Source organism: Paenibacillus amylolyticus (assembly GCF_003719335.1).
GTDB lineage: Bacteria > Bacillota > Bacilli > Paenibacillales > Paenibacillaceae > Paenibacillus > Paenibacillus amylolyticus_D.
Genome location: NZ_RIAS01000004.1, coordinates 60,059 through 85,075, shown reverse-complemented (window position 1 = coordinate 85,075; position 25,017 = coordinate 60,059). Strand labels below are relative to the sequence as shown.

Here is a 25,017-nt window from a genome sequence, read left to right as displayed (position 1 = left end):
ATTCCCTCAGTATACGCTAGTTTGCCGCGGTTCGTTAGCCCGGTTATAGGCCTGAAAGATTTATTTGTTCAAAGCAAAGAAGGAACTTTGCATTCGCTAGGCATAAGGCCTATTTTTAAAGTTTATGATTCGCTGTGAAAAAGAGTGCATAAAGAGCCGCATGCATCATAACCTTCGCATAACGGCTCTTATTATAGAAAGAAGTCAGTTCACATGCTTCTACGTACTGTGACCTCAGAATATCGAAATCAGTTCCTTCGTATACGGGTGGCGTTCCTCGGCGAACAACGCATCCGCGCCAAATCGGTCTACGATCTGCCCGGATTGCATCACGATAATTCGCTGGCTCATTCGGTGCACCGCCGCCAGATCATGTGAGATGAACACGTAGGACAGGCCAAGCGATGTCCGTAAATCCGTGAGCAGTTGCAGGATGGCTCCCTGTGAAATGACATCGAGACTGGCCGTTGGCTCATCCAGGACAACGACATCGGGCTCAATGCCGATGGCCCTTGCAATGGTCACGCGTTGCCGCTGGCCGCCACTCAGCTCATGAGGGTAGCGGTTCGCCAGTTCGCTTGGAAGTTCCACCGCCTCTAGCAGCTGGCGGATGTAGGCTTCCTTCGATGTATAGGTGAAGTGTGTGAGCTTGGCATCCCGGCCTAGTTGCTCATAGGGGTCGATCAAGGATGATCCAATGGTAAGTTTCGGATTCAGTGCAGCCGAAGGGTTCTGGAAAACAATCTGAATCTTGCGACGGTGCGGACGCAAACGGCGTCCATCCAGCCGGGCAATATCCTGCCCGCCAAGCTGGATCGAGCCATGATCTGCATCCTCAATACGAAGTAGGCAGCGGGCCAGTGTGCTTTTGCCACAGCCGCTCTCTCCGACAAGGCCCAGACACTCGCCGCGATTCAGGGTGAACGAGATATCGTTTATGGCAGGATGTTCCGCACCAGCATAGGTGCGGGTGAGCTGTTCCACACGTAACACGACTTGGTGATCTGATGATGGATTGGTTGATGGATTGGTTGATGGATTGGTTGATGAAGCCACATTGGACGGATCTGATGGACTTAATCGCTCACCTCTGTCATTTACTGTGCTTCTCACTCTGCACCCACCTCCTTTAATCCAGACTTTAACTCGTTGCTTAATACAGGTGCTGCTTCAATCAATTGGCGTGTATATTCATGCTGGGGATGATCCAGAATACGGTGTTTGCCGCCTGATTCCACGATCTGCCCTTCTTTCATGACAGACAAACGGTTCGCATATCGGCGCACATGCCGCCAATCATGCGTAATGAACAGGATCGCACAGCCCGTCTCGGCTTGCTTGCGTGCGAGCAGTTCCAGTACGCGATGCGCGGACATGCTATCCAGCGCGGTCGTTGCTTCATCGGCAATGAGTAGCCGCGGCGAAAGCATGAGCGACGTAGCAATAGATGCTCGCTGTAGCTGACCCCCGCTCAGCTGAAACGGATAACGGCGAAGCAGCTCCGGGCTCAGTCCAACGGACTCCAGCGCTTCTGCGGCACGCTTTTTGCGGATAACAGCAGACTTCTCTCCATGCACCTTCTGATATTCATCAAAGTGTCCGCCAATGCTGCGAAAAGGTGTGAACGCTCCCTGATAGTCCTGAAAAATATACGAGATATCGCGTCCACGCAGCGCACGCATCTCCTTCGGCTTCCGTTCGAGCAGATTGCTACCTTCGAACAGAACACGCCCAGATGCACGCAGGTTGGTCGGCAGTAGCTGTCCGATCGCCTGCGAGAGCAGGCTTTTGCCGCTGCCGCTCTGTCCCACGAGCGCCATGAATTCCCCTTCGCGGACGGCAAGGGATACACTGTCCACAATCGTCCGCTCCCGGCTGAAGATACTCAGCTCCTCCATAGAGAGAATCATGACTGCACCTCCTTTTTCACATCAAACTGATCTCGCAAGTAGTCTCCCAGCATATTCGCCAGTAGCACAACCGAGACAATTGCCAGGCCCGGAAAGACCATTAGCTCAGGTCTGGATTGGAAATAAGGACGCGAGTCATTCAGCATCGCTCCCCATTCAGGTGTCGGCGGCTGTGCGCCTAGTCCGATGTAGGATAAGGATGAGATCAGCAGGATGATTTTGCCGAGATCCAGACTAGCCAGTACCAGCACATGACCTGCAATATGCGGTAGCAGATGTTTGGTCATGATTCGTGCATCGGACAGACCGTTGGTTCGGGCTACACGGATGTAATCCTTTTGTGACTCGGATAGGACAGTGCTTCGAACCAGACGCGCGTAACTCACCCATTTCACGATAACAATCGCCAGCACCAGATTGCCGATGCCTGCACCAAGCAGACCGCTCAGTACAATCGCCACGATGGTGTCCGGAAAAGCCAGAAACGCATCCGCGATACGCATGAACAGCTTGTCGATCCAGCCGCGTTTGTAACCTGCGATCAGGCCAAACGGAATGCCGATAATCAGTGCTGCGCCGAGTGCCAGCAGGCTGTAACCGAGCGTCTGACCGCCCCCGAGAAGCAGACGTGTCAGCACATCACGGCCCAGATGATCGGTGCCAAGCGGATGAAGCGCGCTCATCCCTTGCAACCTGCTGCGCAGGTCGGTGAGGGTGTGATCATGTTTAAGGTATAGAAAGGCATACAGGGAGGCCGCGATAACGAGCAGTGCAAACAGCATGCCGATGATAGCCTGCCAGCTGTGCTTTTTGGTTTTGGTTGACGGCATGCGCAGGGGCATCGTTTTCATCGGTGGGCCTCCCTTTCCTTCAATTTCATCTCTGGATTTAAATAACGGTAAGACAGATCTACCGCCGTATTCACCAGGAACACGACAACCGCCATAATCAGGATATATCCCTGAATCAATGGATAATCGCGCTGGCGAATGGCATCCACAACCAGCTTGCCGATCCCCGGATAAGCAAATAGCACTTCAATTACCACAACGCCGCCAATCAGACTGCCCAGACTAACTCCAAATACGGTGATCACCGGGGGCAGACTGTGTCTGAATGCATGCAGGAAGAAGATCCGCCCCTCCGAAAGCCCTCTGGCCCGGGCAGATCGCACAAACTCCTGGCTCAGAGAGTCCAGCAAGCTGGAACGTAAAAGACGCACATAAACGCTGGAGATGGCAAGTCCCAGCGTCAGTGATGGCAGAATAAGTGAGTTGAATCCGTCCCGTCCCATCGTGGGCAGACTGCCGAATCGCACGCCGAACAGGTCAATCAGGATGAGTCCCAGCCAGAAGCTGGGCACAGCTGCACCCAGAATAGACAAGATACGGCTCCCCTGATCAATCCAGCTGCCCCGATATAGTGCAGACAGGGAGCCCAGCGGGATAGCCACGAATAGCATGACCAGCAGTGACCCGATTGTAAGCTCGGCTGTTGCCGGGAGTGCGCGCATCAGTGTCTGCATTACCGGCTGACCTGTTGAATAGGACACACCAAAGTCCATCCGTACAAAATCAAGCAGCCATCGGCCAAACTGCACGGGAAGCGAGTCATTAAAGCCCATCTCCTCGCGCAGTGCTTCGACTTGTTCTTTACTCACCGATAATTCCTCAACATTCAGGATGGTTAATACCGGATCGCCGGGAGCAAGTCGGATGAACAGGAAACTCACGAACATAATGAAGAGCAGAAATACAAAAACCTCCAGAAACTTGCGAAGCAAAATGCGAAACATTACATCACATCCAGCTTGTTTGTAATCATGTAGTATTCACTGCGCGTGGTAACCCAGTTCTTCACCTTTTTGCTGTTGTAGGCCACAATCGTTGCTGGATGCAGTACAAAAGAGTTCAGCACGTTATCGTGTACATAATTGGCTGCTTTCTCTGCCAGCTCTGCGCGTTTCTTCGGTTCAACCGTAAGATTGAGCTCGTCGATGATCTTGGTCAGCGCCGGGTCTTCCGATCCACTGAAGTTCAGCGCACCCTTCGGATGGTATGTCGCATTCAGATAATAACCCGCATCACCGCGCGGAGCGGTCAGATTACTGTATGTAGCGATGTCCCAATCCCGGTTGGAAGCCATGTATTCTTCCGGTGCATCAATCTGACGAATCTGCACATCGATTCCGATCTTTTTCGCATCCGACTGGAACACTTGTGCAATGAGTGGCAGATCGGCGCGTGACGAATAGGTGAGCAGCGTCAGCTTCAATGGTTTGCCGTCTTTGGTCATTACACCGTTTTGCTGGGTGTAGCCAGCATCTCCAAGATATTTTACAGCCACATCCGGGCCAGTCTCCGTTACTGCATGTGTATATTTAGGTGCAAATGGCAGCGATGGCAGGAATGGGCCAATGGCAGGCTCGCCGTAGCCAAGCAGGATTGTATCAACAATGCCTTTCCGGTCAATCAGCGCATCCAGCGCACGGCGGACATTCACATCCTTGATGCTCTCCCGCTGCATATTCATCGTCAACTGGTGCACGCGGAACGTGGATGTGGATTCGACTTTCAACCCATCGATGGCTTTGAGGGATTCCAGACTTTCCACTTCCGGGCGGTAGACAATGTCTACTTGACCGGACTTCAGTGCAAGTGAACGTGCGTTAGCATCTTCATTGAACGAAAATGTCACGGAATCCAGCGGCGAAGCCCCGTCCCAGTAAGCATCGTAGCGGCTCAGCTCCAGCTTGCTGCCTGCCGTGAAGGAAGTCAGCTTGAACGGGCCTGTACCGACAGGTTTGTTCACAATATCCGGCTCACTAACGTCAATAATCGCCGTGTTTGGATTCACCAGCTCGGATGCAAACTCCGGGAACGGCTCGGTCGTTGTGATCTCCAGTTTGTTCCCCTCGGCTTTGATTGTATCCACCTTCAAAGTATTTTGGATGGCTACGTTCTCTTTCAACGCCCGCTCCAGAGATGCTTTAACGGCTTCCCCCGTCATCGGTTTGCCGTTCTGGAAAGTCACATTGTCGCGCAAGTTAATCGTCCAGTGCTTACCATCTTTACTCTCCCAGTTCTCGGCCAGCCACGGCGCAACGGTCAGATTGTCCTCATCCAGACGAAGTAGCGTTTCTGTAACGCCCGCACGCAGCGGCACATAACTTGAATCCACATGCGGATCAAGTGAACTGGTCGAGAAGTTATACAGGAAGTGAACATTCTTATTCGCTTGGGTATTGGTATCGCCTTGCGCCGCCGGACTAGATGTGGATGCTCCGCAAGCGGTAAGTAACACCACCGCACTTAGGGCCAAGGAGATTAGCGCCAGCAAAGGCTTCTTTTTCGTAAACAAGGTCATGCCCCTCTCTCTTCATATAAATATCAACCTCAATATTAATCGTAACAATTACTATTTAAACAATGAATATTATCTTATCGTAATGATTACGTTTTGACAAGATATTTTTGGTGGGTTGAACGCAAAAAAATCCGTCTCTCGAATGAGAGCGGATTTGGGATGTTTTTTATATGAGATGCGCAGGATTAATTCTCTCCATCTGTAGGGATGCGATACTTTCTTTTTACATAATCGATATACTGCAAGCGCGTCATAGCCCCCGTCTTCTGGCAAAATTCATCATATGTAATGTCCTCCGATAATCCGAATTCCGCCAACGCCTGTTTACGCTCCTTCGCATACTGCGGATGGGCCAGGTCCTTCTCATGCATACGCTCAGATGGCGGGCCAAAGCATTCGGTGGTCAGACCCGAGCAGGCTCCGTGATTCATGAAATTCCGTTCCAGCCTAAATGGCGTTTGCTCCTCAGGTTTATGTAACGTGCCCAAGCCCCAACTCAAACGGACTACACGCTCATTCGTAACGCTGGTTGTCGGTCCGTACCCTATAGGAAACAGGATATCCTCTTCCTCCAATGGTTTATGATACACAAACTCATATCCTCCACGAAAAAAGAAGTCATCCATCACAATCCTCGTTGTCTCCGACATCGGGGCCGCCAAAATGTCCTCTAGCGAAGGGGAACGCTCCGTTGTCTTCCATAAGAAGGGCCTCACAAACAGCGGCATGGTCATGACCGATCTCCAGATGCTTTGCTCGGAAAATAAATGATCCTTTTCCATCTGACGAAGGTTGCCAATCACAAGCACATACCCATCGGTATGCAGATCCAGCTCTACTCTGAAAATATCACCTGGCACCGCCTGATAACGTTGGTTTGGCATATTTTTTAATCGATCCAGCTTGCGGCCATAGTCATCCGGCACGGTGCCCGGAAAATGCTCCAGCCAGGAGATGATCTCTGCTTTGGATGTCATGTGGGAACAGTCCGAAATCGGTAGACTCACGCTGTTACGTTTATTATAAGCTGTAACGTAACTCTTGCCATCATACGGACTGATTCCGGCGGAGAACGTAACACCTTCTGCCTTGAAGCCGGATACCGTTGTGTAGGTCAAATTTTTCTCCTTGCCTCTGCTCGTCTTAGGCACAACAAATTGCCGATCTCGCACCTCAATATACACGTCCTCTTCCACATAACTCTCCGGCAGGCTCGATATTCGTTTACGAATAACGTCTCCATCAAAATAAACATAGTAGCCCTTCTTGATGTCTACCCTATCCCAGTGCGATTCAACAGGCTCCAGACCAACATATGCGCGGTTCTCATTGCTCAGCCATGCATCCACAAGCAAACTCTCCTTTCCAAAAGTAATACTGCCCTGTCTTTTTATTAGCACTCATCCTCTAATTTAGGCACAAAAGGGGAAAGAAATGGATCTTCTTGCTCTGCAATCTCACCTCGTATTAACGTATACACCTTGAACTGATTAGATGATGCCGTATCATCACTATCTCTTACGTAAAGAATGCCGTAGGAACCCGGAGCTATTTCACCTGCTTTTCTGAACACTTCAATCGGATTGTATTTGGTTTCAGGTTTGTGGTTATCAAGGCCAGCAATCCAAAGCTGATAGTCACCATTAACAGCCCTCAGATCTAGTACACTTGAAGGCCAATTCAACTTCTCAATGTACTTCTGTAACTCCTGAATAGCTTCATCATATTGATCCTCATCTTCTTCAAACGACGCGCTTTCTCTTATCGTTGCCCATCCATGGTATTCGTACATTTTTTCATCCCCTCGGGGTTTGTCTGATGTAAAAATACTGACCTTATTTCTGACAGCCCAGATAGTAATCTCTTCTCAAAATTTTGCTATAAACCGTTGCACTAAGTCAGCGTACTCTTCTTTTTCCTCTTGATGAGTCCATCCGAATTGTGAAAGACTAGCATGAATATGCTGGATCAATATTTCCAACTGTTCCAAATTCTGAAATTCATCCAGTTCGATACCATACAAGAGCTCTAGCAAATGACCGTCATACATCTCCCCAGCAAGAGGATCCTCGGACAAAATTTCCATCGCCTTTTCTATGCCCAGTTCCAAAAACACACGCTGACCCAGCATTCGGCTTACATCTTCTAAGTTTAGATCATCTACTTTTTTGTTAAGCAGCCTACCGTACCACTGCTCCAAAGCCACAGGATTACCGTTGTCCATCTGGCTATCATAATCTATACAGTAAATGTCCATAATCCGTTTACTCAGGTGTACCCCTCCGAATCCGGTGAGATTAATAAGCCTCTGAGAAAATCCTCCAGTACCCTTCGTTCCGCAATACCTGCCCCAGACAGTGCAGTAGCCACACGCTCTAGTAACAGAGGTTCATGTATTAATCTTTGTTTATACTCAGGAGATGTGTAGCTCCTTAGTGTGTCTATACATATTTCAAATAACTCTCTATCCCCAACAGTCAGTAAAGATATCAATAATTCAAATCCATGTATCTGTTGAGTACTATCCAAGCAGTACGCAAGCTTCTTCTGCCAGTTGAGGGGTTTGCTCCATGCTGCTCTAGATAAAAAGTCCCAATCATCTGGATTAAAATCCCCCAGAATTTCTATCGCTATAACACAACCGTCATCGTACCAGGAATCAACTGTTGTCTCGGCGGATAAAAGATTATCAAGTTCTTTGTACATTTCGTTTCTTATCCCATCATCTTAGGATTTTTGTAACACCAGTCGGAATCATAGGACATGGAGTGTAGTTTATTAATATCTTCCCAAGTGTAGACCCAATCGTAATCTGCTACCCAAAAGTAGTCCGATTGGTTAAGCTTCAAATATTCATAAACAAATTGAAAAATTACCTCTTCTGCACCAAATACCTCTTCTATTGTACCTACCCGAATGAGATCCTGTTTAGGGTCTAGATTTAGATCCTCATAATCATGAAATAAAACACTTTTATTTTCTTTTGCCTTTACATATAGAATAAATTGGTGGTTATTCTCTCCACTATTGTACGAATGACTTAGAACATTCAAGGTTGTTGAAGAAAATCTCCCATTTTCAATATTTTTATGATTATCAAAAATTAGCCTATGATCTGATTGAAACACAGCAATTATAGTGTCAGATAAAAACTTCTCTGGTGAATACTTTTCACGCTCCGTTAGAAAAAAAGCTGTTGTTCCCATGTTATTTTATTGCCTCTTTTCATGATTCCAGAGAAATTTAAAACCTGATAGATTACTTTCTTTCTTCGGCCTTCATGCGAAGCCAGTCCCTTGCTTCCTGCCCTTTGAGAATTTGAGGTTTATCGGCTGAGCCAATATTAATACTGTGGAAATTGGCCTCTTCTATTCCTTTGATGTTTCTTAGCGTTACTCCATAAAACAAAACCCCTTCAAGCCTCGCTTCACTTATGTCTACATCTGTTAATGAAGCATAGCTAAAATCAGTTAAAGAGAGGTTGCAGGTTGAGAAATTACAGTTTTTAATTGTCGCATTATTAAATAGTGTTTCCCATAGATCTCCTCTTGAAAATCGAACTGTATCCAAATTAGAGTTGGAGAATTCTGCATATGACAAGTCTGATTTGTAAAAATCACAATGGATCAAGTTGCTATTTTTATATAATGACGAACTTAAAACAGAGGCATGAAAATCTATATTGTTAAGACTCAGACCCTCAAAAGTACAACTAGCTATAAATGACTGTTCTAAATAAATATTAGAAATATCAAATTCTCGAAAATCAACATCCTGCAATCGAAGTTGCTCACCTTCTTGACCGCTAGTATCAACCCATTTTGTATGAAGTTCGAATCTGTTATACATATCGTTTCTCATCCGTCCCTCGTCCTCTAATCCATGTAAGAAACAGCTGTGTTAATAACATTAGTCAATTTTAATTCGGGGTATTTTTTGTTAATATCCTTGAGCGTGTTAATATATTCAACACTTTGAAGATTATAAGAAATTTCTTCGAACACCTCACTGATCCAAAGAATTTCTTCTTTACTACACTTTTTTAGAAATGCGATTGTTTCGTTTTCATTTTGACTTAAGAGATTAATTAATTCCTCTCTGTAATGCTCTATTGCGGGATCATTCATATGAAGATCTGCTCTTTTCCGTATTACTTCCTTGGCTTCTTTGAACATCTATAAATTCCTCCTATGATTATGGTTGTTTTTCAGCATCAGGAAAGATAGTTCCAATCTCTCCATTCGTCTTTATAACTCCTACTCTAACACCTTTGTATTCACCATAAATAACTACACCATCTGGCTTAGATGCATTTTGTGGTATATCTACGACACTCTTTCCTGCCTCAACAATATCTGACTCTGACCAGTTTTTTGGAAACCAAGCCTGATTACTCCCTTCTCTTTTTGCTGGAGTTTTATGCTCAGGCACATTACCTACTCTTACGCCATTAGGATATGTTTTTTCAATATTATATTCAAATCCGTTAGTTCTAAGAAAATCAATATTGGACTGTCCATGTCCTCCACCTCTCATCTTAGATATCTTTCCATTCTTCGGGTTAACAGTGAAGTCACCTTTAGAAGAATGTTCTATTACTTTCGGACTTACTTTTAAATCTACACTATTTCCCCCAGTTGATCTTGCATCAGACTTGTTCTCTTTCCTAGCCTTATGATCCTCCAAATTCTTCTTCAACTTCGCCACCGCCGGATGAGAAGAAGGCAAGCGAAACGGGCCTTTGCGCCCAGGCATACTTCCGCGAACCATCTGAAAAGCCATAAAAATCTGACTGAACTTCAGAGAAGTTACCATCATCTGTGCATATCGATCATTCACTGGCTCGCCTGTGAAGGGATGAACTCCATTTTCAAAGGCTTCAATCTGCAAGGCATCAAGATCTTCCCCCGGATCTTCTGCATGACCTGCTTGCATCCGATTGATATCCACATGTCCTTGATCCTTCTGATACGCCTGCAAAGAAGCTTGATCTGGAACACCATTCTCGTTCACTGGCATCCACATCAGCCTGCCGTACATATTCACTTGTGCCATCCGGTAGCCTTTATCCTCCGAACCCGCATCACTCCCCGAGCTCTTCACCATCGATACCGCACCCACAGCACCAATAACACCACCCAGACTGCCCTTCTCGGCATCTGCCTGCTCAAACCTCGTAGCAATATCCGTTAATTCTTTCGAAGTATACAACATGCTCTCCAGTGCTTTCTGTAATACAGGACGTGACCGTGCAAAATCACCATAAAAACGCTCCTGCGTCACACCCAGCCATACGGCCTGAAGAAACATGATCTGCCTTGAAAGGTTATCCTGGATATGCTCCAACTGTTGTCTCGCCTGATCCACTTGATTCGATACGTGATGTAATTGTTCAGGGGTCACTTTGATTGTACTCATACGCTTTCTCCGCTCATTTGAAATAGGATTATCCTATGTTAGCAGAAGTGTAATATGTAAAACCATCCGGCTAACATCCTGAATTTACCTATAACCCGACATCTGATATACCACTCATCGGTGCTATAGTCCTATATGCATATACCCACATCCAAGCACATCCTACCATTTTCAGTAAACGCAACGACTCCCTATTTTATCCCTGTTAAAAACATCCGATACCGCTCAATCTGCTCCTCCGTCGCCATTTCCCGCAATGATTCCAAAACCGCTGTACACTTGATAATATGCCTTTCCATCCCCAGTCTGTCCGCTACACACATCGCCTTCAAAATAAACTCCACCGCCTCCTGCGGCCTTCCCATCCACTGTTCATATAAAGCCCTTTGGTAACAATAATAGTACATATCATCGTTGTTTAACGAATCCATATCCACTCCTGACCCATCAACCTTCTCCTCAATCATCTGTATGATTAAATCAATCCGCCACCCATGCCGCACCGCGGCCTCTGTGATCACCTTCAACCCTGACAGACGTTCCTCCGGATACTCTAGCAACAGGTTCACGTACCCTTCCAGCAACTCAACCTGCCCGGCTTCAATCTCAAGTGCATAGCGATGGATTTCAGCTTTACGTTTGAACTCCTGCACAACTTGTAGCTCTGCCTCATCCATTCCTTCCATACACCCCAATGTTGCATACTGCCGGATACAAGCTCGCGCCTGATCGATCTGCCCTGCTTCTGATAAGCCATACCTCGCATCATATGACTCCATCCCATGTAATAAACCAATGGACGTTCCGTATGAGTATAAAGTTTGGACCCACCTTTCTCCTGACACTCCACTCGTTCTTCATATATACACTGCGCGCACTGGTACAACACACCCGCCGTCTCCAGCACCTTGTTCCAATTTTCAAAAGCCACAGCCATATCGAGCATCTCAACGATAATGTCCGGTTTGAGGGATTTCAGGATAGATGATCGCAAAAAAGGAAGCCTCCTTTAGCTATTCTGAAATTATTGTATAGATAAATAAAAAGAAGATCAATATAAAATGTACTAATAAGTACTATTATAACTCATTTAATTTCACATCCGTTAGTCTGTCATGACTTTATATCCTCTTCTAACCTTAAGTAGAGGTGATCAAATGAGTTTACCAGAAGCTGTTGGTAATCGAATTCGTGAATTAAGAAAGGCCAAAGGCTGGACTCAGGAGCAACTGGCTGAAGCCGCGGGTCTTCATTATAGTTATATTGGCGGAGTTGAACGAGGAGATCGCAACATTTCCTTGGAGACGCTCGAGAAGATCATGAATGGCTTTCAGGTTCCTGCCGAGGAAATCTTTAAATTTGAAGAAGACTCTTCCTACAAAAGAGCCTTGAATGAACATATGACTTTAGTTAGCGGTCAACATGCGGAACAAATCGAATCTTTAACCAGAATTAACAAGGAAATTTTGATCTCCATTGAAAATGCAAAAAAACGCTCAGATGAACGTTAATTTGTGCACGTATATCATACATATTCTTTCCAAGAGTGGAGCCATTGTCTCCACTCTTTTTTACACATTACCCTTCTCACACCACGCCCCGCGCCAACACCCCATACTCCACCCGGTTCCGGCCTTTTTGCTTCGCCTGATACAGTGCCTTGTCCACTGCATCAAATAGCTGAATTAAATAGCGCTCGCCATCCTCCGGCACATCTTCATCCTCATACGCAAAATCATCAATCGATAGAATACCGACGCTAATTGTAATTGCTATTTCCCCCAACCCATAATTCAATGCAATACGGTTGGACTCCACGGTCTGTCTTACACGCTCCGCCATATCAATCGCTAGATCATGCTCCGTATGCGGCAGGTAGATCATAAATTCCTCTCCACCATAGCGGGTCAAAATGTCAGTACTGCGCACAGACTGCCGAAGTGCCTCCGCTGTGCGCACCAGCACTTCGTCCCCAACAACATGACCATAGTGGTCATTGATGGCTTTGAAGTGGTCGATATCGAGCAGCATGAGGGAAAACGGCATTTTATATTGCAGGTTCGTGAGTACTTCATGATTCAGATGTTGCGTCAGGTAACGACGGTTATAACAGTGCGTCAGACTATCCGTCAGCACCAATTCTTCAAGCTTCCGATTGGCCTCGGACAACTCCTGACGGATCAGATCCAGCGCCTCATTACGCTCATGCAGTATCTTATTCTGCTGGTTCATCGCCTTGGCATAGAAGCGCTCCTGCGAGACATCCTGGAACGTCAGCAGGTGCCCTAGCGGTGCAAGCGCCGAGTCTACAATCGGAGAAGATTGCAGAATATAGTGGCAGAGCTGGCCGTCTTTCTCTACGACCACTTCGATCTGGCACAGCTCCATTTTTTTCAAAAGATACTTATTCAGAAACGTCCGAGCATCACCCTCCACTGAAACACCGGCGAGAAATCCCTCCATGTCCCAGATATCCCCTACATGTTGTTCTATGAAAAAACGAGAGGCTTTGTTCACCTCCACAATCACTTCGTTCTCATCCAGCACCAGAATGCCATACGGGATCGTATTAATGACGTCCTCATGGGCGATGGAGACCAGGTTGAACACGTTGTACCTTTTGATCACATATACGAAGAACAAGTCCGACACGAAGATTCCCAGAGAGGTCAGGCCCGGAATAATCGGCAACCAGCGGCTCAGTAGCACATTGAGGACCGCATCCAGCGTTGCGAACATGGCCAGCACAAAAATACCCCAAAGGGTGATTTTGACCTGTTTTTGAATCATGGCTGGTGTCTTGGAGGAAAATACCGCACGAAACATAATGACGAGAGAAGTAACGAAGTAGCTCACCAATATGAACATGACTACCCAGAACCACGGGCCGTAGGCACGCTCGATATAACCGCCCTCCAGAGGCATGACAAAATCATGCCAAGGGTTCGCAACAACCCCAATCGCTCCGATCACAGCGGGTACAAACAGCAACACCAGCCGCCTTTGGCTGAGTCGTTCCGCATAACCCGTAATAAATAGCGTCAGCAGCAGCCACCCACTCCCCAGCAGCGAGACCGCTACAAAGGACAGCAAAACATAGAATAATTGCAGGCCCGGATCATCCGTGAGTGTACTCGCAAATTGACAGAAAGGCCACATCATCATCAAACCGTGAAACAAAAAATACACCTTATGTAAATTCGTAATTCTAACGGTAGCAAACACATACACGCCCACACCAAACAATAGCACGAATAACGAAAGATCATACCACACTAATGGGTTCACGAATCTTCTCCTTCTTGGATGTGACACTGATTCCATGGTTATCAGGGATAACTCTGATACGTTACCAAACGTTGAACTTTGATTTTGCTTCTGAACATTCTAAAACTATGATGAGATACAACATCTGCGATGCTTTGATTTTACGCTGGTTAAATTACCCATATCGTACCACACCCCTGATACGCTGAGTAGCCCATTCACTGGAATTCCGACCAACCTCTGATTGAAATCGCAATCATTTTTTGCATTTTTGTGAACGTTTTTTTGAAGACTCCACGTCAAAAAACGCCCAGCTTTCAACTGAGCGTCATCCAGCCCGTAACGGGATAAGTGATCTATTTTATTGAATAGAAAACTTCCCTACTGGGAACTCCCTTACTTCCGTTCGGCTTCTATGTTTCTTTTTAATCTGTCCATAACTTGCTCATGATCCATTAAAGGTTCTTTAACGACAGTCTGCTTCTCCGCAACGATTAAACGAAGTTGAAGCTCGTTTCTCGCCTCAGCTAGTCGGTTGTTTCCATCCAATTGATTAGAAGACCGCTTGCTTTCCATAAAAAATCAGACTCCCTTTTCGTACCTGATATCAACGCTTCAACTCCACTTATTTCACATCTGCCAACGGCTCATTGTCCGAAAATAGATCCGGGTTTTCCTTCAACATCTCCGTAAGCACCTCGGTTGTTCTCGCGGCATCACAGACACTTGCTAAGGCATCCCCAAAACTTCCTTTGTTCATCGCACCTGCTTGAACCAGCACCTCATCGACCTTCCAGAAATGCTCTGACCAAGATAATCCGCAATGTCTGCGTGAAGGCACGGAAATTTTAGTTCCATCTGGCAAAACGGTATAGAGCATCTCATGTCCATCGGTCATTCTGCCTGGAATATCCACCCATTCCTCGATCCCATGAATAAACGTGTTTCGCTTCAAGTCCACCCCCACCAGCAGGATTGTCGCTTTGTGATCAAGTAGCTTGCCCCATGCAGAACCACGTGCACATGGCGTATCAAAGAGATGATCGTCCTGTGTGAACGCCCGTGCGTCCTTACCTAATGCTGCTACAGAGTGTGTAGGATGCCAGGAACGGACAACGTTAGGACGTTTGCGGAACAATTCCGGGAGAATGCCCACACAACAGGAAGACGTTTCCACGTGGAACAATGGATTGCTTTTGTTAATGGTAGACCACGTATGCGTAGGCAAAACGAGCAATCCATCCTTCATATATTCAATCAGCGCATCCAGCACGGTATCTGCCCCGCCTTCTACTTCCCCCATACTCTTCATGGAAGAATGCATCAGCAAGGTGCCGTGACGATCTATGCCTAATTCCTCTAGCTGCGCGATAAGACTGTCGTATGTATGTGTCATCTTGGTAACCTCCTTGGGATCGAATGATGTATCGAAAAATAAAACAAAGAGCCGAGATATGTTCTCGGCCTCTGTAATTACACTTTTATACGGCAAGCAGATGCTCACTTTAACGTTGAATATGCTTATAAACTTGATCTCTGATACTCTGATCATACTTCAGACATGAACAGAGTACAACTGAGATTCATTGGTTGCAGTTGGAATTACGTTAATAATCAATGAACTATAAAATGATGATTCCATGTTGTGAGTGAGTATGACTATTTAATTACCACGTATTCCAAGTTCACCAGCTTCGCATACGTGATGATCTGATCTGTAGTCAGGTTCAGTGATACCACCGTGTGGTGTCCGCCACCGTTCTCAATCCAAGCTTTAACTCCGTCCTGGAAGTTTGGTTTTACTGTCCACAGTACACGTGCTACTGGCAGATTTGGTGCCGGAACCGTTGGTTCGAAGGCAGACACTTCGTTGATCAGCAATTTATAGTGCGTACCGAAGTCGGCCATGGATACGACGACACCTTCGCCAGCTTTGCCGTCAAATACGAGACGAGCGGGGTCTTCACGATCGCCAATCCCCAGTGGAGATACGATGATTCTTGGTTTAGTGCTCGCCAGTGTCGGATCAACCTCAAGCATGTGCGATTGCAGAATGGCTTCTTGGCCAGATGCCATCTCATATGTGTAATCTTCCATGAAGCCTGTGTTTTCGTTGTGAGCCATAATTTTGAGCAAACGATCCAGTGCGGCTGTTTTCCAATCGCCTTCACCCGCAAATCCGTAGCCTTGAGCCATCAGACGTTGTACTGCCAGACCCGGGAGTTGCTTCATGCCGTGCAGGTCTTCAAAGTTCGTTGTGAAGGCCGTGTAACCACCGTTATCCAGGAACTTTTTGATCGCAATTTCATAGCTTGCTTGCACACGTACACTAGCTTCCCATGCTTCTTTGCTGTTGGTACCATAATCGAATTCATACAGATCCGCATATTGTGTGATTAATTCATCAATCTCTTGCTCAGTTACTGCGTTCACGTACTCTACAAGGTCGCCAATGCCGTAGTAGTCTACTGTCCAGCCAAACTGGATTTGAGCCTCGACTTTATCACCTTCGGTTACTCCTACGTTACGCATGTTATCGCCGAAACGAGCAACTTTGATGTTAAAGCTCTCGTTGTACGCCACCGCTACGTCCATCCAGTCCGCAACCTGCTGTTGCACTTCCGGACGCTCCCAGTAACCCACAACAATTTTATTTTGTTTTCTCAGACGAGCATTGATGAAGCCGTACTCACGGTCACCGTGTGCCGCTTGGTTCAGGTTCATGAAGTCCATGTCGATGGTTGCCCATGGAATGCTCTCATTATATTGCGTTGCGAGGTGAAGAAGTGGCTTTTGCAGCAATTTTGTACCGCGAATCCACATTTTTGCTGGAGAGAACGTATGCATCCAAGTGATTACACCCGCTACTTCGTCGCGGTAGTTCACTTCTTTCATGATGCTGGTGATTTTGTCTGCGGTTACAGCCAGATCTTGCAGTACAAGCGGGTAAGGAAGTACGCCGCTAGCGTTCAGGGCATCCGTAATTTTCTGTGCGTTTGCTTTAACTTCACCGAGTGCTTCTTCACCGTACAAATGTTGTGAACCGACAACGAACCAAAATTCTTTTGCTGCTGTTGCTGACATGGAATCATCCTCATTTCATTAGTTTATAGTTGGATAAGATGGGTTTACACCTGGACACTCCGATTGCAGTACCATCTTCCGATCGCTGGTTATCCTCGGATTTCTTTTCCTTCCCCTCTTAAGGAGGGAAATCCGATGATAAACGCCAAGCATATCCTTCCGATGTAGCTTTCGTGCCGAAAGCTTTTAGCTCCGCTTCTACAGATTGGTTCTGCATTCTTCGTTAGTGGTGTAAAAAGGCTTATTCAACTTCGGGTTGAGCAAAGTAGTTACACCGGGTCACTGCGATTGCAGTACCCATCTTTCGTCGATAAGATTAAGAATTATTTCTGGCCGTAGTATGCGTCCTTGCCGTGTTTGCGCAGGTAGTGTTTATCCAGAATGCCTTGCGGAAGTTCTTTGGCAAAGTTGTTCAGCTGGCGCGCGTACAGGTTCATTTTGCACACTTCCTCCAGCACAACGCTGTTCACCACAGCCGACTTGGCGTCTTTGCCCCATGTAAACGGTGCGTGTCCATGCAGAAGGACTGCCGGAATCGCCATCACATCCAGCCCACGTTGTTCGAACGTTTCAATGATTACACGGCCTGTCTCCGCTTCGTATCCGCGATCAATCTCATCCTGGTTCAGGAAACGTGCACATGGCACGGCTCCGTAGAACGTATCGGCGTGAGTCGTTCCCATGACAGGCACGTCCAGGCCTGCTTGCGCCCAGATGGTTGCCCATGTGGAGTGTGTATGCACGATGCCGCCAATTTCCTTGTAGTGTTTATATAGAACAGCATGGGTTGCGGTGTCCGAAGAAGGTCTCATCTCCCCCTCAACCACATTACCGTCGAGATCAACAACGACCATGTCGCTGGCTTTCATTTTTTCATAATCGACTCCACTTGGTTTAATGACGAACAGACCGCTTTCCCGATCAATCGCGCTGACATTACCCCAAGTGAATTTCACCAGTCCGTGCTTCGGCAGCTCCAGATTGGCCTCGAATACCTCTTGTTTCAGTTGCTCCAACATGTTTAGTTTCCTCCGTTCTCTACCAGATGCTCTACAGCGGCGTGCTCAATGGCAAGTCCGCTCCGGTAGCGTTCAATAAATGCTTCAAATCCCTTCACATCGGCGGCTTCCGGTGCCACTTCGACCCCTTCTACATCCTTGAACACCTTTTGCTCCAGGAAAACATCCAGCGTTTCTTGCTCACCCTGGTTAATCAGGTACGAAGCCAGCAAAGCCATCCCCCACGCGCCGCCTTCACCAGCGGTAGACATTACGGATACCGGAACGTTCATGGCCGCTGCCACGATTCGCTGTCCCACCACAGGTGTCTTAAACAGACCGCCATGTGCCAGAATGCTGTCGATCGCCACCTGTTCCTTCTCGGTCAGGATGTCCATACCCATCTTAAGTGCGCCGAAGGCACTGAACAGATGCGTACGCATGAAATTCGCCAGGTTAAACTTGCTTTCTGGAGAGCGCACGAACAACGGACGTCCGTGCTCCAGTCCTGTAATATTTTCACCGGAGTAGTACCCGTAGCTGAGCAGTCCGCCCCCATCCGGGTCGGCTTCAAGTGCCTTGTTAAACAATACGCTGAACAACTTGCCGGAATCGGCCTCGATGCCCATCGCTTGAGCAAACTCGCGGAACAATCCGATCCATGCGTTCAGATCACTGGAGCAGTTGTTCGCATGTACCATGCCGACTGGACTTCCATCTGGCGTAGTCACCATATCAATCTCGGGATACACGCTGGACAATTCTTTCTCCAGAACGATCATCGCAAAGACCGACGTGCCCACCGAGATATTCCCCGTCCGTTTGCGCACACTGTTTGTGGCCACCATACCAGTTCCTGCATCACCTTCAGGTGCGCACAGTGGAATGCCCGCTGCCAGCTCTCCTGACGGGTCAAGCAGCTTCGCTCCGGCTTCCGTCAATGCACCTGCATGTTCTCCTGCGAGGTACACTTTAGGAAGCAAATCCTCAACCTTCCACGGGTAACCTTTGCCAGTGATGTGCTCATTAAACTGGTTGATCATTGCCGGATGATAATTATGCGTTGTCTCGTCAATCGGGAACATACCTGATGCATCACCGATTCCAATCGCTTTATTCCCTGTTAGCAACCAGTGGATGTAACCGGCCAGTGTGGTCAGGTAATCGATCTGAGGCACATGGTGCTCTCCGTTCAAGATCGCCTGATACAGATGGGCAATGCTCCAACGTTCAGGGATGTTGAATTGCAACAATTCTGTCAGCTCGCGTGCAGCCGCACCCGTCGTTGAGTTACGCCACGTACGGAACGGTACGAGCATTTCCCCCGCCTGATCCAGTGCGATATATCCGTGCATCATCGCCGAGAATCCGATTGAACCCGTAATCGTCAGCGGCACACCATACTTCTGCTGTACATCCTGCTTCAACTCGCGGTATGCCGTCTGCAAACCCGTGATGATATCCTCCTGATTGTACGTCCAATAGCCGTCTTTCAGCAGGTTCTCCCATTCATAACTGCCGGAAGCAATTGTCTCAAAACGCTCATCAATCAATACTGCTTTAATGCGTGTTGATCCAAGCTCAATCCCAAGTGAGGTTGTGCCCTTGGAAATAGCTTCTTTCACATCCACATGACTCGTCACTTCCGCATTTCCCCTCTCTCTCGTTGCCATCTACGTCCGAGGAATGGCATCTATTCAGGTGCACGCACAATTAGTGCAGCTCCACTTCCGCTTATGGCTATAATTCTATTCCAGCATTCCAAGAATGCGCTTTCCTGTTCTGACAGCCTTAGTATATTTTTTGTACGTACATTTGTCAATGAGATATCAAAGTTATACTCACAAAGAACTATTTTGCCAAAAATCCAATAATACCAACGAATTTTTATTCATTTTCCTAGTATATATGTAGGGTTCAATTCGACAAATAGATTGCCAGTTGTACGTATCATTCCGAGAAATGTACGGTTTATCTTGCAACTAAAGCGATTCATGCTAGAATATGTACGTACAACTTAAGCGATGATTGAATAACTTATTGATCGAAATAATATTAATACAAGGTTATTCTGTCATCGAAGTACAGTGCAAAGACCTACAATTCAATTTATATAGAAGTTACAACGAAAGAAGTGGACGACGTGAAGCCGAAATACCAAGTGATTATTGATGATATAAAGAGCGATATCCTGTCGGGAATATACAGCATGGGTGAGCAGATTCCCACGGAATCGGCTTTGCAAGATAGTTATAACGTGAGCCGGCAGACGGTTCGCAAGGCCATTTTGGAATTATCCAACGAAGGGTTTTTACGCAGCGAAAAGGGGTCCGGCACCTATGTCAGCAATCAATACCGATCGCGAACAGGTGGCAATACTTCCAAGAAGACAATTGGTGTCATCACCACCTATATCTCGGATTATATTTTCCCATCCATTATTCGCGGTATCGAACGTCGTCTGAATGAGGACAACTACTCGTTGCTGCTCGCCAGTACGAATAATGATGTGGCACAAGAGAAAAAGGCACTTGAGATGATGCTCTCTTACGGCGTAGATGGTCTGATTGTTGAACCGACGAAAAGCAATCTGTACAACCCAAATATTGCGTACTATCTGTCCTTTAAGGAGCAGGATGTGCCGTTTGCAATGATCAATGCGTTTTATGAGGAATTAGAAGTGCCTTTCTTCTGTCTGGATGATGTGCAGTCCAGTTATCTGGCGACTAAGGAATTAATCTCCAAAGGCCATACCCAGATTGGGATCATTGCCAAAATGGATGATCTACAGGGCAAGTACCGGATGAAGGGATACATCAAGGCACTAGGAGAAGCAAAACTGAGGTTCCATCCCGAGCATGTGCTCTCGTTTGACACTGCATCAAAGGCTGATCTGTCTGCGAACGTGACAGCCTATCTGCAAGAAAATAGGGATGCACTCACCGCAATTGTTTGTTACAACGACGAAGTTGGATTGGAGGTAGTGCATGCTTGCCGCCAGCTCGGCATTTCAATCCCGGATGAGTTGTCCATTATTGGTCAGGACAATTCCTATATCGCCAAAAATGCAAACATCAGACTCGCCACACTCACGCATCCTCAAGAGCAGATGGGACGTGACGCTGCCGATTGGGTCATCCGCAAGCTGCAGGGGAAGAAAGACCTCCCCAATCAAACCTACTATCAGCCTGAGCTGGTGGAAGGCGAGACTGTGAAGGAGATGGAGATTGAATAAACATCCCCATGCTCTCACTCATATTTTTCTCACATTCTAGCCCTTATGCTTACTTTATTCTGTAAACACAGAAAACGCCGTGAGCCAGTAGCAATGGATACAGTAGTGATATAATAGATGGAACACGGAGTAACATATATCGTACGGATACGGTAAGTTCCGTAAAGATTTACGTTTATCACAAGCAATACAATTTAGGATAAAAAAACTCAGGAGGTGATTTCGTCATGGTTGATATGAACGGCCTATCACAACCAGCCCATCTGTCACCTGTGGACTTGAACAGCATGCGTGCCAAAACCTTGGGAGATTATCTGAAATCACGACGCGCACGGCTTCAACCAGAGCAAGCAGGATTCGCCAAGACTCATGGGCAACGCCGAACACCTGGGTTGCGCCGAGAAGAGGTTGCCATACTGGCAGGGGTTAGCGCAACCTATTATACGTTTCTGGAACAGGGGCGAGAGGTAGCCGTTTCCCGAGAAGTTATCGAGAGTATCGGTCGGGCACTCCAGTTGTCTCCCGACGAGCACGCCCATCTGCTCGGCCTATGGAATGGCAATGAACCTGAGATGGCGCCGCCAATTACCTCGGAACTCTCTCAACCTTGGCGGGATATTGTAAATCAGATGGCATTTCCGGCGTTCATCACGAATGATCGTGCCGAGCTGCTTGCCTGGAACATATCTGTCGACAAATACCTGTTGGACTACACTTCACGTACTCCAGCGCAACGCAATATGATGTCCAGCCTGTTTACAGATCCTGAAATGCGCGCTCGCATCATCAATTGGGAGGAGATGGCGGCACATTCCGTTGCCATATTCCGCACCTCTTATGATAAATATGCACATGATCCGTGGTTCCCCCGGTTTGTAGAAGATCTTTCCAAAGAAAGCCCTGAATTTGCATCGTTATGGGAGTTGCACCGAGTAGAGGCAAAGCGGGTTACGCGCGTGTTCTACCAACCTCCAGGCCAGGATCAAGTAAATGTATACGATATTAAATCTCTATCCTTCACCCTCGACCATCCAGATCTGCATCTGTGCATCTATTCTCCAGTCAAGGAACAGGAATCTTAAACTCGCTTGTCCCTCTTCTTTCACAAACCGATTGATCTACACTTCATTTACTACCGTAGTTCTATACAAGACAACTGAAATAATACCTCATCCTGGTACTGCCGTTACTAGCATAAGCATGCTGTGGTTGGGGTAGTAACTGCGAATTAAAATAGGATCATACCTTAGCGTAACAATGAAAGGTCTATATTCTCTAATTTGCGGAAAAGAGGGACAATATGATGGAGTTTACTCATGGAGTGGTGAAAAGGAAGTTAGGTTCACTTGGACTTGAGGTATCCGCGCTGGGACTGGGTACCATGATGATGCCTGACAACGAGGATTCTATACGCACGATCCATGGCGCACTGGATCAAGGAGTTAACTTTTTCGACACAGCTGATATATATGGGGAACATTTCATGCAACAAGGACTGTTCGGAGGTAACGAGCAACTGGTGGGTCGAGCTCTGAAAGGCCGTCGTGATCAAGCCATTTTGGCGACTAAATTTGGCATCGTATCTCCAACCATGAAAGTACTCGGACACCCAGCGTATGTCAAAAAATCAATCGATTCCAGCCTGCTTCAACTGGGCACAGATTACATCGACCTGTACTATCAGCATCGCGTTGATCCGGACATCCCCATTGAAGAGACCGTCGGCGCTATGGCTCAACTTGTGCAGGAGGGTAAAGTCCGCTTCCTTGGTCTTTCAGAAGCAACGGCGGATCAGATCCGGCGGGCACATGCCATTCATCCCATCACAGCGGTAGAAACAGAATACTCGCTATGGAGCCGCGAAATAGAGGATGAGGTACTGCCTGTGCTGGATGAACTGGGTATCGGTTTTGTACCCTATAGCCCCTTGGGGCGCGGATTCCTGACTGGACAGATTCAGACGTTTGATGATCTGCCTGCGGATGATTACCGCCGTTTCTTCCCTCGTTTTCAAGGCGATAATTTCAATAAAAATCTGGAAGTCGTTCGACTGATTGAGCAGCTTGCCGCACGAAAAAACTGCACTACGCCTCAGCTGGCTTTAGCCTGGCTGCTAGCGCAAGGGGAGCAAATTGTACCTATACCTGGTACGAAACGTCTAGATCGGTTGCAGGAGAACCTTGGTTCATTGCAGGTCACGATCACACCGGAAGAACTGGCTGAGATCGAACACATCTCGCCAAAAGGGTTTGCAGCCGGCGAGCGTTACCCTTCGTTTTCCTGAATCAGAGTTGACTAAGAGTAAGAACAGGAAAAAGGCTGCCACTCGGCAGCCTTTCTTAACTCACTTTTTAAATCTTCTTATCTCATACTCTTCTTTTATTTATTCCTCTTAACAGGGAATCTACTACTCTCCGTGCCCTTTAGATGCGGTCTGTTACCGGAAACGTCAGGATCACCGTCGTACCCACTCCCTTTTCACTCACATATTTGATCGTGCCGTTAACCTTCTCCACGATGTTGAAGCAGATCATCAGCCCGAGTCCCGTACCATTCGTTTTCAGCGAGTAAAACGGCGTACCCAAAGCTTTCACCTCCTCCTCCGTCATCCCGCACCCCTGATCCACAATCTTGATCTCCACCTTCTGCTTCACAAGTCTTGCTGTTACGTGAACCATGGCTCCCGTATCCGAGGCTTCGAGAGCGTTCTTGATCAGATTAATGATCACCTGCTTAAACTCAACGGCATTCATGAGGATCGTGCAGCCCTCTTCAATCTCGATATTGATATGTTTATTCGATAACATGGCGTAGGAGCCCAATAAGCTAGCTACCCCCTCAAGCATCTCTTGCACATCTACCTTCTCATCAACCAATATTTCTCGGTTCGGTTTGGCAATGGACAAAAATTGAGAGGTTACTTGTTCCACCGTATTCAGCTCATCGATCATCAGCGCAAACTTGGATCGATCTGCAGCGTCGAAGGCCTGATTTTGTTGATACAACTGCAGGAATCCCCGTACCACCGTTACCGGATTACGGATTTCGTGCGCAACCGCTGCCGTTAGATGTGCAATCATTTTGAGACGTTCAGATTGTTGTACCTGTTCCAGATATAGTTCCTGCTTTCGAATCCGATCAAAGGTTAAATAGAAAATGAGAAACAGGAGCAGTTGACTCGCAATGATGTTAATCAGATTGCCAGCTAGATCTATATGTATATATTTGTAAACGTTATCTTGCTTGTGAATATACGTCGTCACAATCACCAGCATGACTGTATTCAAGCTGAGCGAAATGTAAAACAACTTGAAGTCATAGAACAAGATCGCGAGTGCCGGAAGCAAACAGATCATAATGTAAGTCGTCCACGTCTGAGGGTAGATCAAAGCTAGCGTGTAGAAATAGACAAACCCAAGTAAAATAATGCTCAATCGAAATGCAAACGTTTCATATCTGGGGTAAATGAGCAGACATACAGGTATCGTCACCACACATAACAAATGAATGACATATCCGATGGTAATGCCCTGAAGTTCTGCGGTAGATACTACTAAGCCGGCTGCCATTAGAAGGATCATTAAAATCATCGATACATAATAGGTCTTCCGGTTCACTGGACTATGCAATTCCTTCATATATTCACCACCTTGTTCGTGAATTCCTATATATAGTATTGTATCTTATTTCCTGTATCACCTTCCATGGATGAGAAATAATTTATTTTGGGCCCTACCAA

26 protein-coding genes are annotated in these 25,017 nt (G+C 46.9%); 4 read left to right on the top strand and 22 right to left on the bottom strand.

Annotated features, from left to right (window positions below):
* Positions 1–234 precede the first annotated feature (234 nt).
* From EC604_RS09090 to EC604_RS30430, 15 genes are all read right to left on the bottom strand, one after another.
* On the bottom strand, positions 235–993 hold the full coding sequence (locus EC604_RS09090) for an ABC transporter ATP-binding protein (protein WP_192895084.1): 759 nt from the start codon (positions 991–993) through the stop codon (positions 235–237).
* Between the two features lie 116 nt (positions 994–1,109).
* A complete protein-coding gene (locus EC604_RS09085) occupies positions 1,110–1,910 on the bottom strand; it encodes an ABC transporter ATP-binding protein (protein WP_123063872.1) in 801 nt (266 codons plus the stop codon).
* On the bottom strand, positions 1,907–2,761 hold the full coding sequence (gene nikC, locus EC604_RS09080) for a nickel transporter permease (protein ID WP_123063871.1): 855 nt from the start codon (positions 2,759–2,761) through the stop codon (positions 1,907–1,909). Before nikC ends, EC604_RS09085 begins: the two co-directional genes overlap by 4 nt.
* A complete protein-coding gene (nikB, locus tag EC604_RS09075; RefSeq protein WP_123063870.1) occupies positions 2,758–3,705 on the bottom strand; it encodes a nickel ABC transporter permease in 948 nt (315 codons plus the stop codon). Before nikB ends, nikC begins: the two co-directional genes overlap by 4 nt.
* On the bottom strand, positions 3,705–5,276 hold the full coding sequence (gene nikA, locus EC604_RS09070; RefSeq protein ID WP_123063869.1) for a nickel ABC transporter substrate-binding protein: 1,572 nt from the start codon (positions 5,274–5,276) through the stop codon (positions 3,705–3,707). Before nikA ends, nikB begins: the two co-directional genes overlap by 1 nt.
* A gap of 185 nt (positions 5,277–5,461) precedes the next feature.
* On the bottom strand, positions 5,462–6,625 hold the full coding sequence (locus EC604_RS09065) for an immunity 26/phosphotriesterase HocA family protein (RefSeq protein ID WP_123063868.1): 1,164 nt from the start codon (positions 6,623–6,625) through the stop codon (positions 5,462–5,464).
* A gap of 44 nt (positions 6,626–6,669) precedes the next feature.
* Positions 6,670–7,068, bottom strand: coding sequence for an Imm7 family immunity protein (locus EC604_RS09060; protein ID WP_123063867.1), 399 nt, complete (start codon positions 7,066–7,068; stop codon positions 6,670–6,672).
* 75 nt (positions 7,069–7,143) lie between these two features.
* Positions 7,144–7,533 (bottom strand): contact-dependent growth inhibition system immunity protein, encoded by a 390-nt coding sequence (locus EC604_RS09055; protein WP_240036738.1) that lies wholly within the window; start codon positions 7,531–7,533, stop codon positions 7,144–7,146.
* 11 nt (positions 7,534–7,544) lie between these two features.
* Positions 7,545–7,982 carry a hypothetical protein gene (locus EC604_RS09050; protein ID WP_123063865.1) on the bottom strand — a complete coding sequence of 146 codons (438 nt, stop codon included), beginning with the start codon at positions 7,980–7,982 and terminating at the stop codon, positions 7,545–7,547.
* A gap of 8 nt (positions 7,983–7,990) precedes the next feature.
* On the bottom strand, positions 7,991–8,482 hold the full coding sequence (locus tag EC604_RS09045) for a hypothetical protein (RefSeq protein ID WP_123063864.1): 492 nt from the start codon (positions 8,480–8,482) through the stop codon (positions 7,991–7,993).
* Between the two features lie 52 nt (positions 8,483–8,534).
* Positions 8,535–9,137 (bottom strand): pentapeptide repeat-containing protein, encoded by a 603-nt coding sequence (locus EC604_RS09040; RefSeq protein ID WP_123063863.1) that lies wholly within the window; start codon positions 9,135–9,137, stop codon positions 8,535–8,537.
* A gap of 14 nt (positions 9,138–9,151) precedes the next feature.
* Complete coding sequence (locus EC604_RS09035) at positions 9,152–9,451, bottom strand: hypothetical protein (RefSeq protein ID WP_123063862.1); 300 nt, start codon at positions 9,449–9,451, stop codon at positions 9,152–9,154.
* 19 nt (positions 9,452–9,470) lie between these two features.
* On the bottom strand, positions 9,471–10,694 hold the full coding sequence (locus EC604_RS09030; protein ID WP_123063861.1) for a WXG100 family type VII secretion target: 1,224 nt from the start codon (positions 10,692–10,694) through the stop codon (positions 9,471–9,473).
* Between the two features lie 191 nt (positions 10,695–10,885).
* Positions 10,886–11,371 (bottom strand): hypothetical protein, encoded by a 486-nt coding sequence (locus EC604_RS30435; RefSeq protein WP_240036736.1) that lies wholly within the window; start codon positions 11,369–11,371, stop codon positions 10,886–10,888.
* Entirely contained in the window at positions 11,260–11,688 is a 429-nt protein-coding gene (locus EC604_RS30430) for a hypothetical protein (protein ID WP_240036734.1), read from the bottom strand. Before EC604_RS30430 ends, EC604_RS30435 begins: the two co-directional genes overlap by 112 nt.
* A gap of 163 nt (positions 11,689–11,851) precedes the next feature.
* Here EC604_RS30430 and EC604_RS09020 point away from each other — a divergent pair, with 163 nt between their 5' ends.
* A complete protein-coding gene (locus EC604_RS09020; protein WP_123063860.1) occupies positions 11,852–12,205 on the top strand; it encodes a helix-turn-helix domain-containing protein in 354 nt (117 codons plus the stop codon).
* A gap of 76 nt (positions 12,206–12,281) precedes the next feature.
* On the opposite strand, the gene EC604_RS09015 is transcribed toward EC604_RS09020, so the two are convergent.
* From EC604_RS09015 to EC604_RS08990, 6 genes are all read right to left on the bottom strand, one after another.
* Positions 12,282–13,982 carry a histidine kinase N-terminal 7TM domain-containing diguanylate cyclase gene (locus EC604_RS09015; protein WP_123063859.1) on the bottom strand — a complete coding sequence of 567 codons (1,701 nt, stop codon included), beginning with the start codon at positions 13,980–13,982 and terminating at the stop codon, positions 12,282–12,284.
* Between the two features lie 375 nt (positions 13,983–14,357).
* Positions 14,358–14,537, bottom strand: coding sequence for a hypothetical protein (locus EC604_RS09010; protein ID WP_123063858.1), 180 nt, complete (start codon positions 14,535–14,537; stop codon positions 14,358–14,360).
* 49 nt (positions 14,538–14,586) lie between these two features.
* Entirely contained in the window at positions 14,587–15,357 is a 771-nt protein-coding gene (locus EC604_RS09005; protein ID WP_123063857.1) for an AAC(3) family N-acetyltransferase, read from the bottom strand.
* Positions 15,358–15,620: 263 nt separating this feature from the next.
* Positions 15,621–17,045: an L-arabinose isomerase gene (araA, locus tag EC604_RS09000; protein WP_123063856.1), complete on the bottom strand. Its 1,425-nt coding sequence runs from the start codon at positions 17,043–17,045 to the stop codon at positions 15,621–15,623.
* A 323-nt stretch (positions 17,046–17,368) separates the two neighbouring features.
* Entirely contained in the window at positions 17,369–18,064 is a 696-nt protein-coding gene (locus EC604_RS08995) for an L-ribulose-5-phosphate 4-epimerase (protein ID WP_090923505.1), read from the bottom strand.
* 2 nt (positions 18,065–18,066) lie between these two features.
* Positions 18,067–19,716, bottom strand: coding sequence for a xylulokinase (locus EC604_RS08990; protein WP_123063855.1), 1,650 nt, complete (start codon positions 19,714–19,716; stop codon positions 18,067–18,069).
* 470 nt (positions 19,717–20,186) lie between these two features.
* On the opposite strand from EC604_RS08990, the gene EC604_RS08985 reads away from it, so the two are divergent.
* From EC604_RS08985 to EC604_RS08975, 3 genes are all read left to right on the top strand, one after another.
* Positions 20,187–21,278, top strand: coding sequence for a GntR family transcriptional regulator (locus EC604_RS08985; RefSeq protein WP_123063854.1), 1,092 nt, complete (start codon positions 20,187–20,189; stop codon positions 21,276–21,278).
* Between the two features lie 227 nt (positions 21,279–21,505).
* Positions 21,506–22,360, top strand: a complete 855-nt coding sequence (locus tag EC604_RS08980) for a helix-turn-helix transcriptional regulator (RefSeq protein ID WP_240036732.1) — start codon at positions 21,506–21,508, stop codon at positions 22,358–22,360.
* A gap of 239 nt (positions 22,361–22,599) precedes the next feature.
* A complete protein-coding gene (locus EC604_RS08975; RefSeq protein ID WP_192895083.1) occupies positions 22,600–23,562 on the top strand; it encodes an aldo/keto reductase in 963 nt (320 codons plus the stop codon).
* A 139-nt stretch (positions 23,563–23,701) separates the two neighbouring features.
* On the opposite strand, the gene EC604_RS08970 is transcribed toward EC604_RS08975, so the two are convergent.
* Entirely contained in the window at positions 23,702–24,916 is a 1,215-nt protein-coding gene (locus EC604_RS08970; protein ID WP_123063853.1) for a sensor histidine kinase, read from the bottom strand.
* Positions 24,917–25,017: the final 101 nt, after the last annotated feature.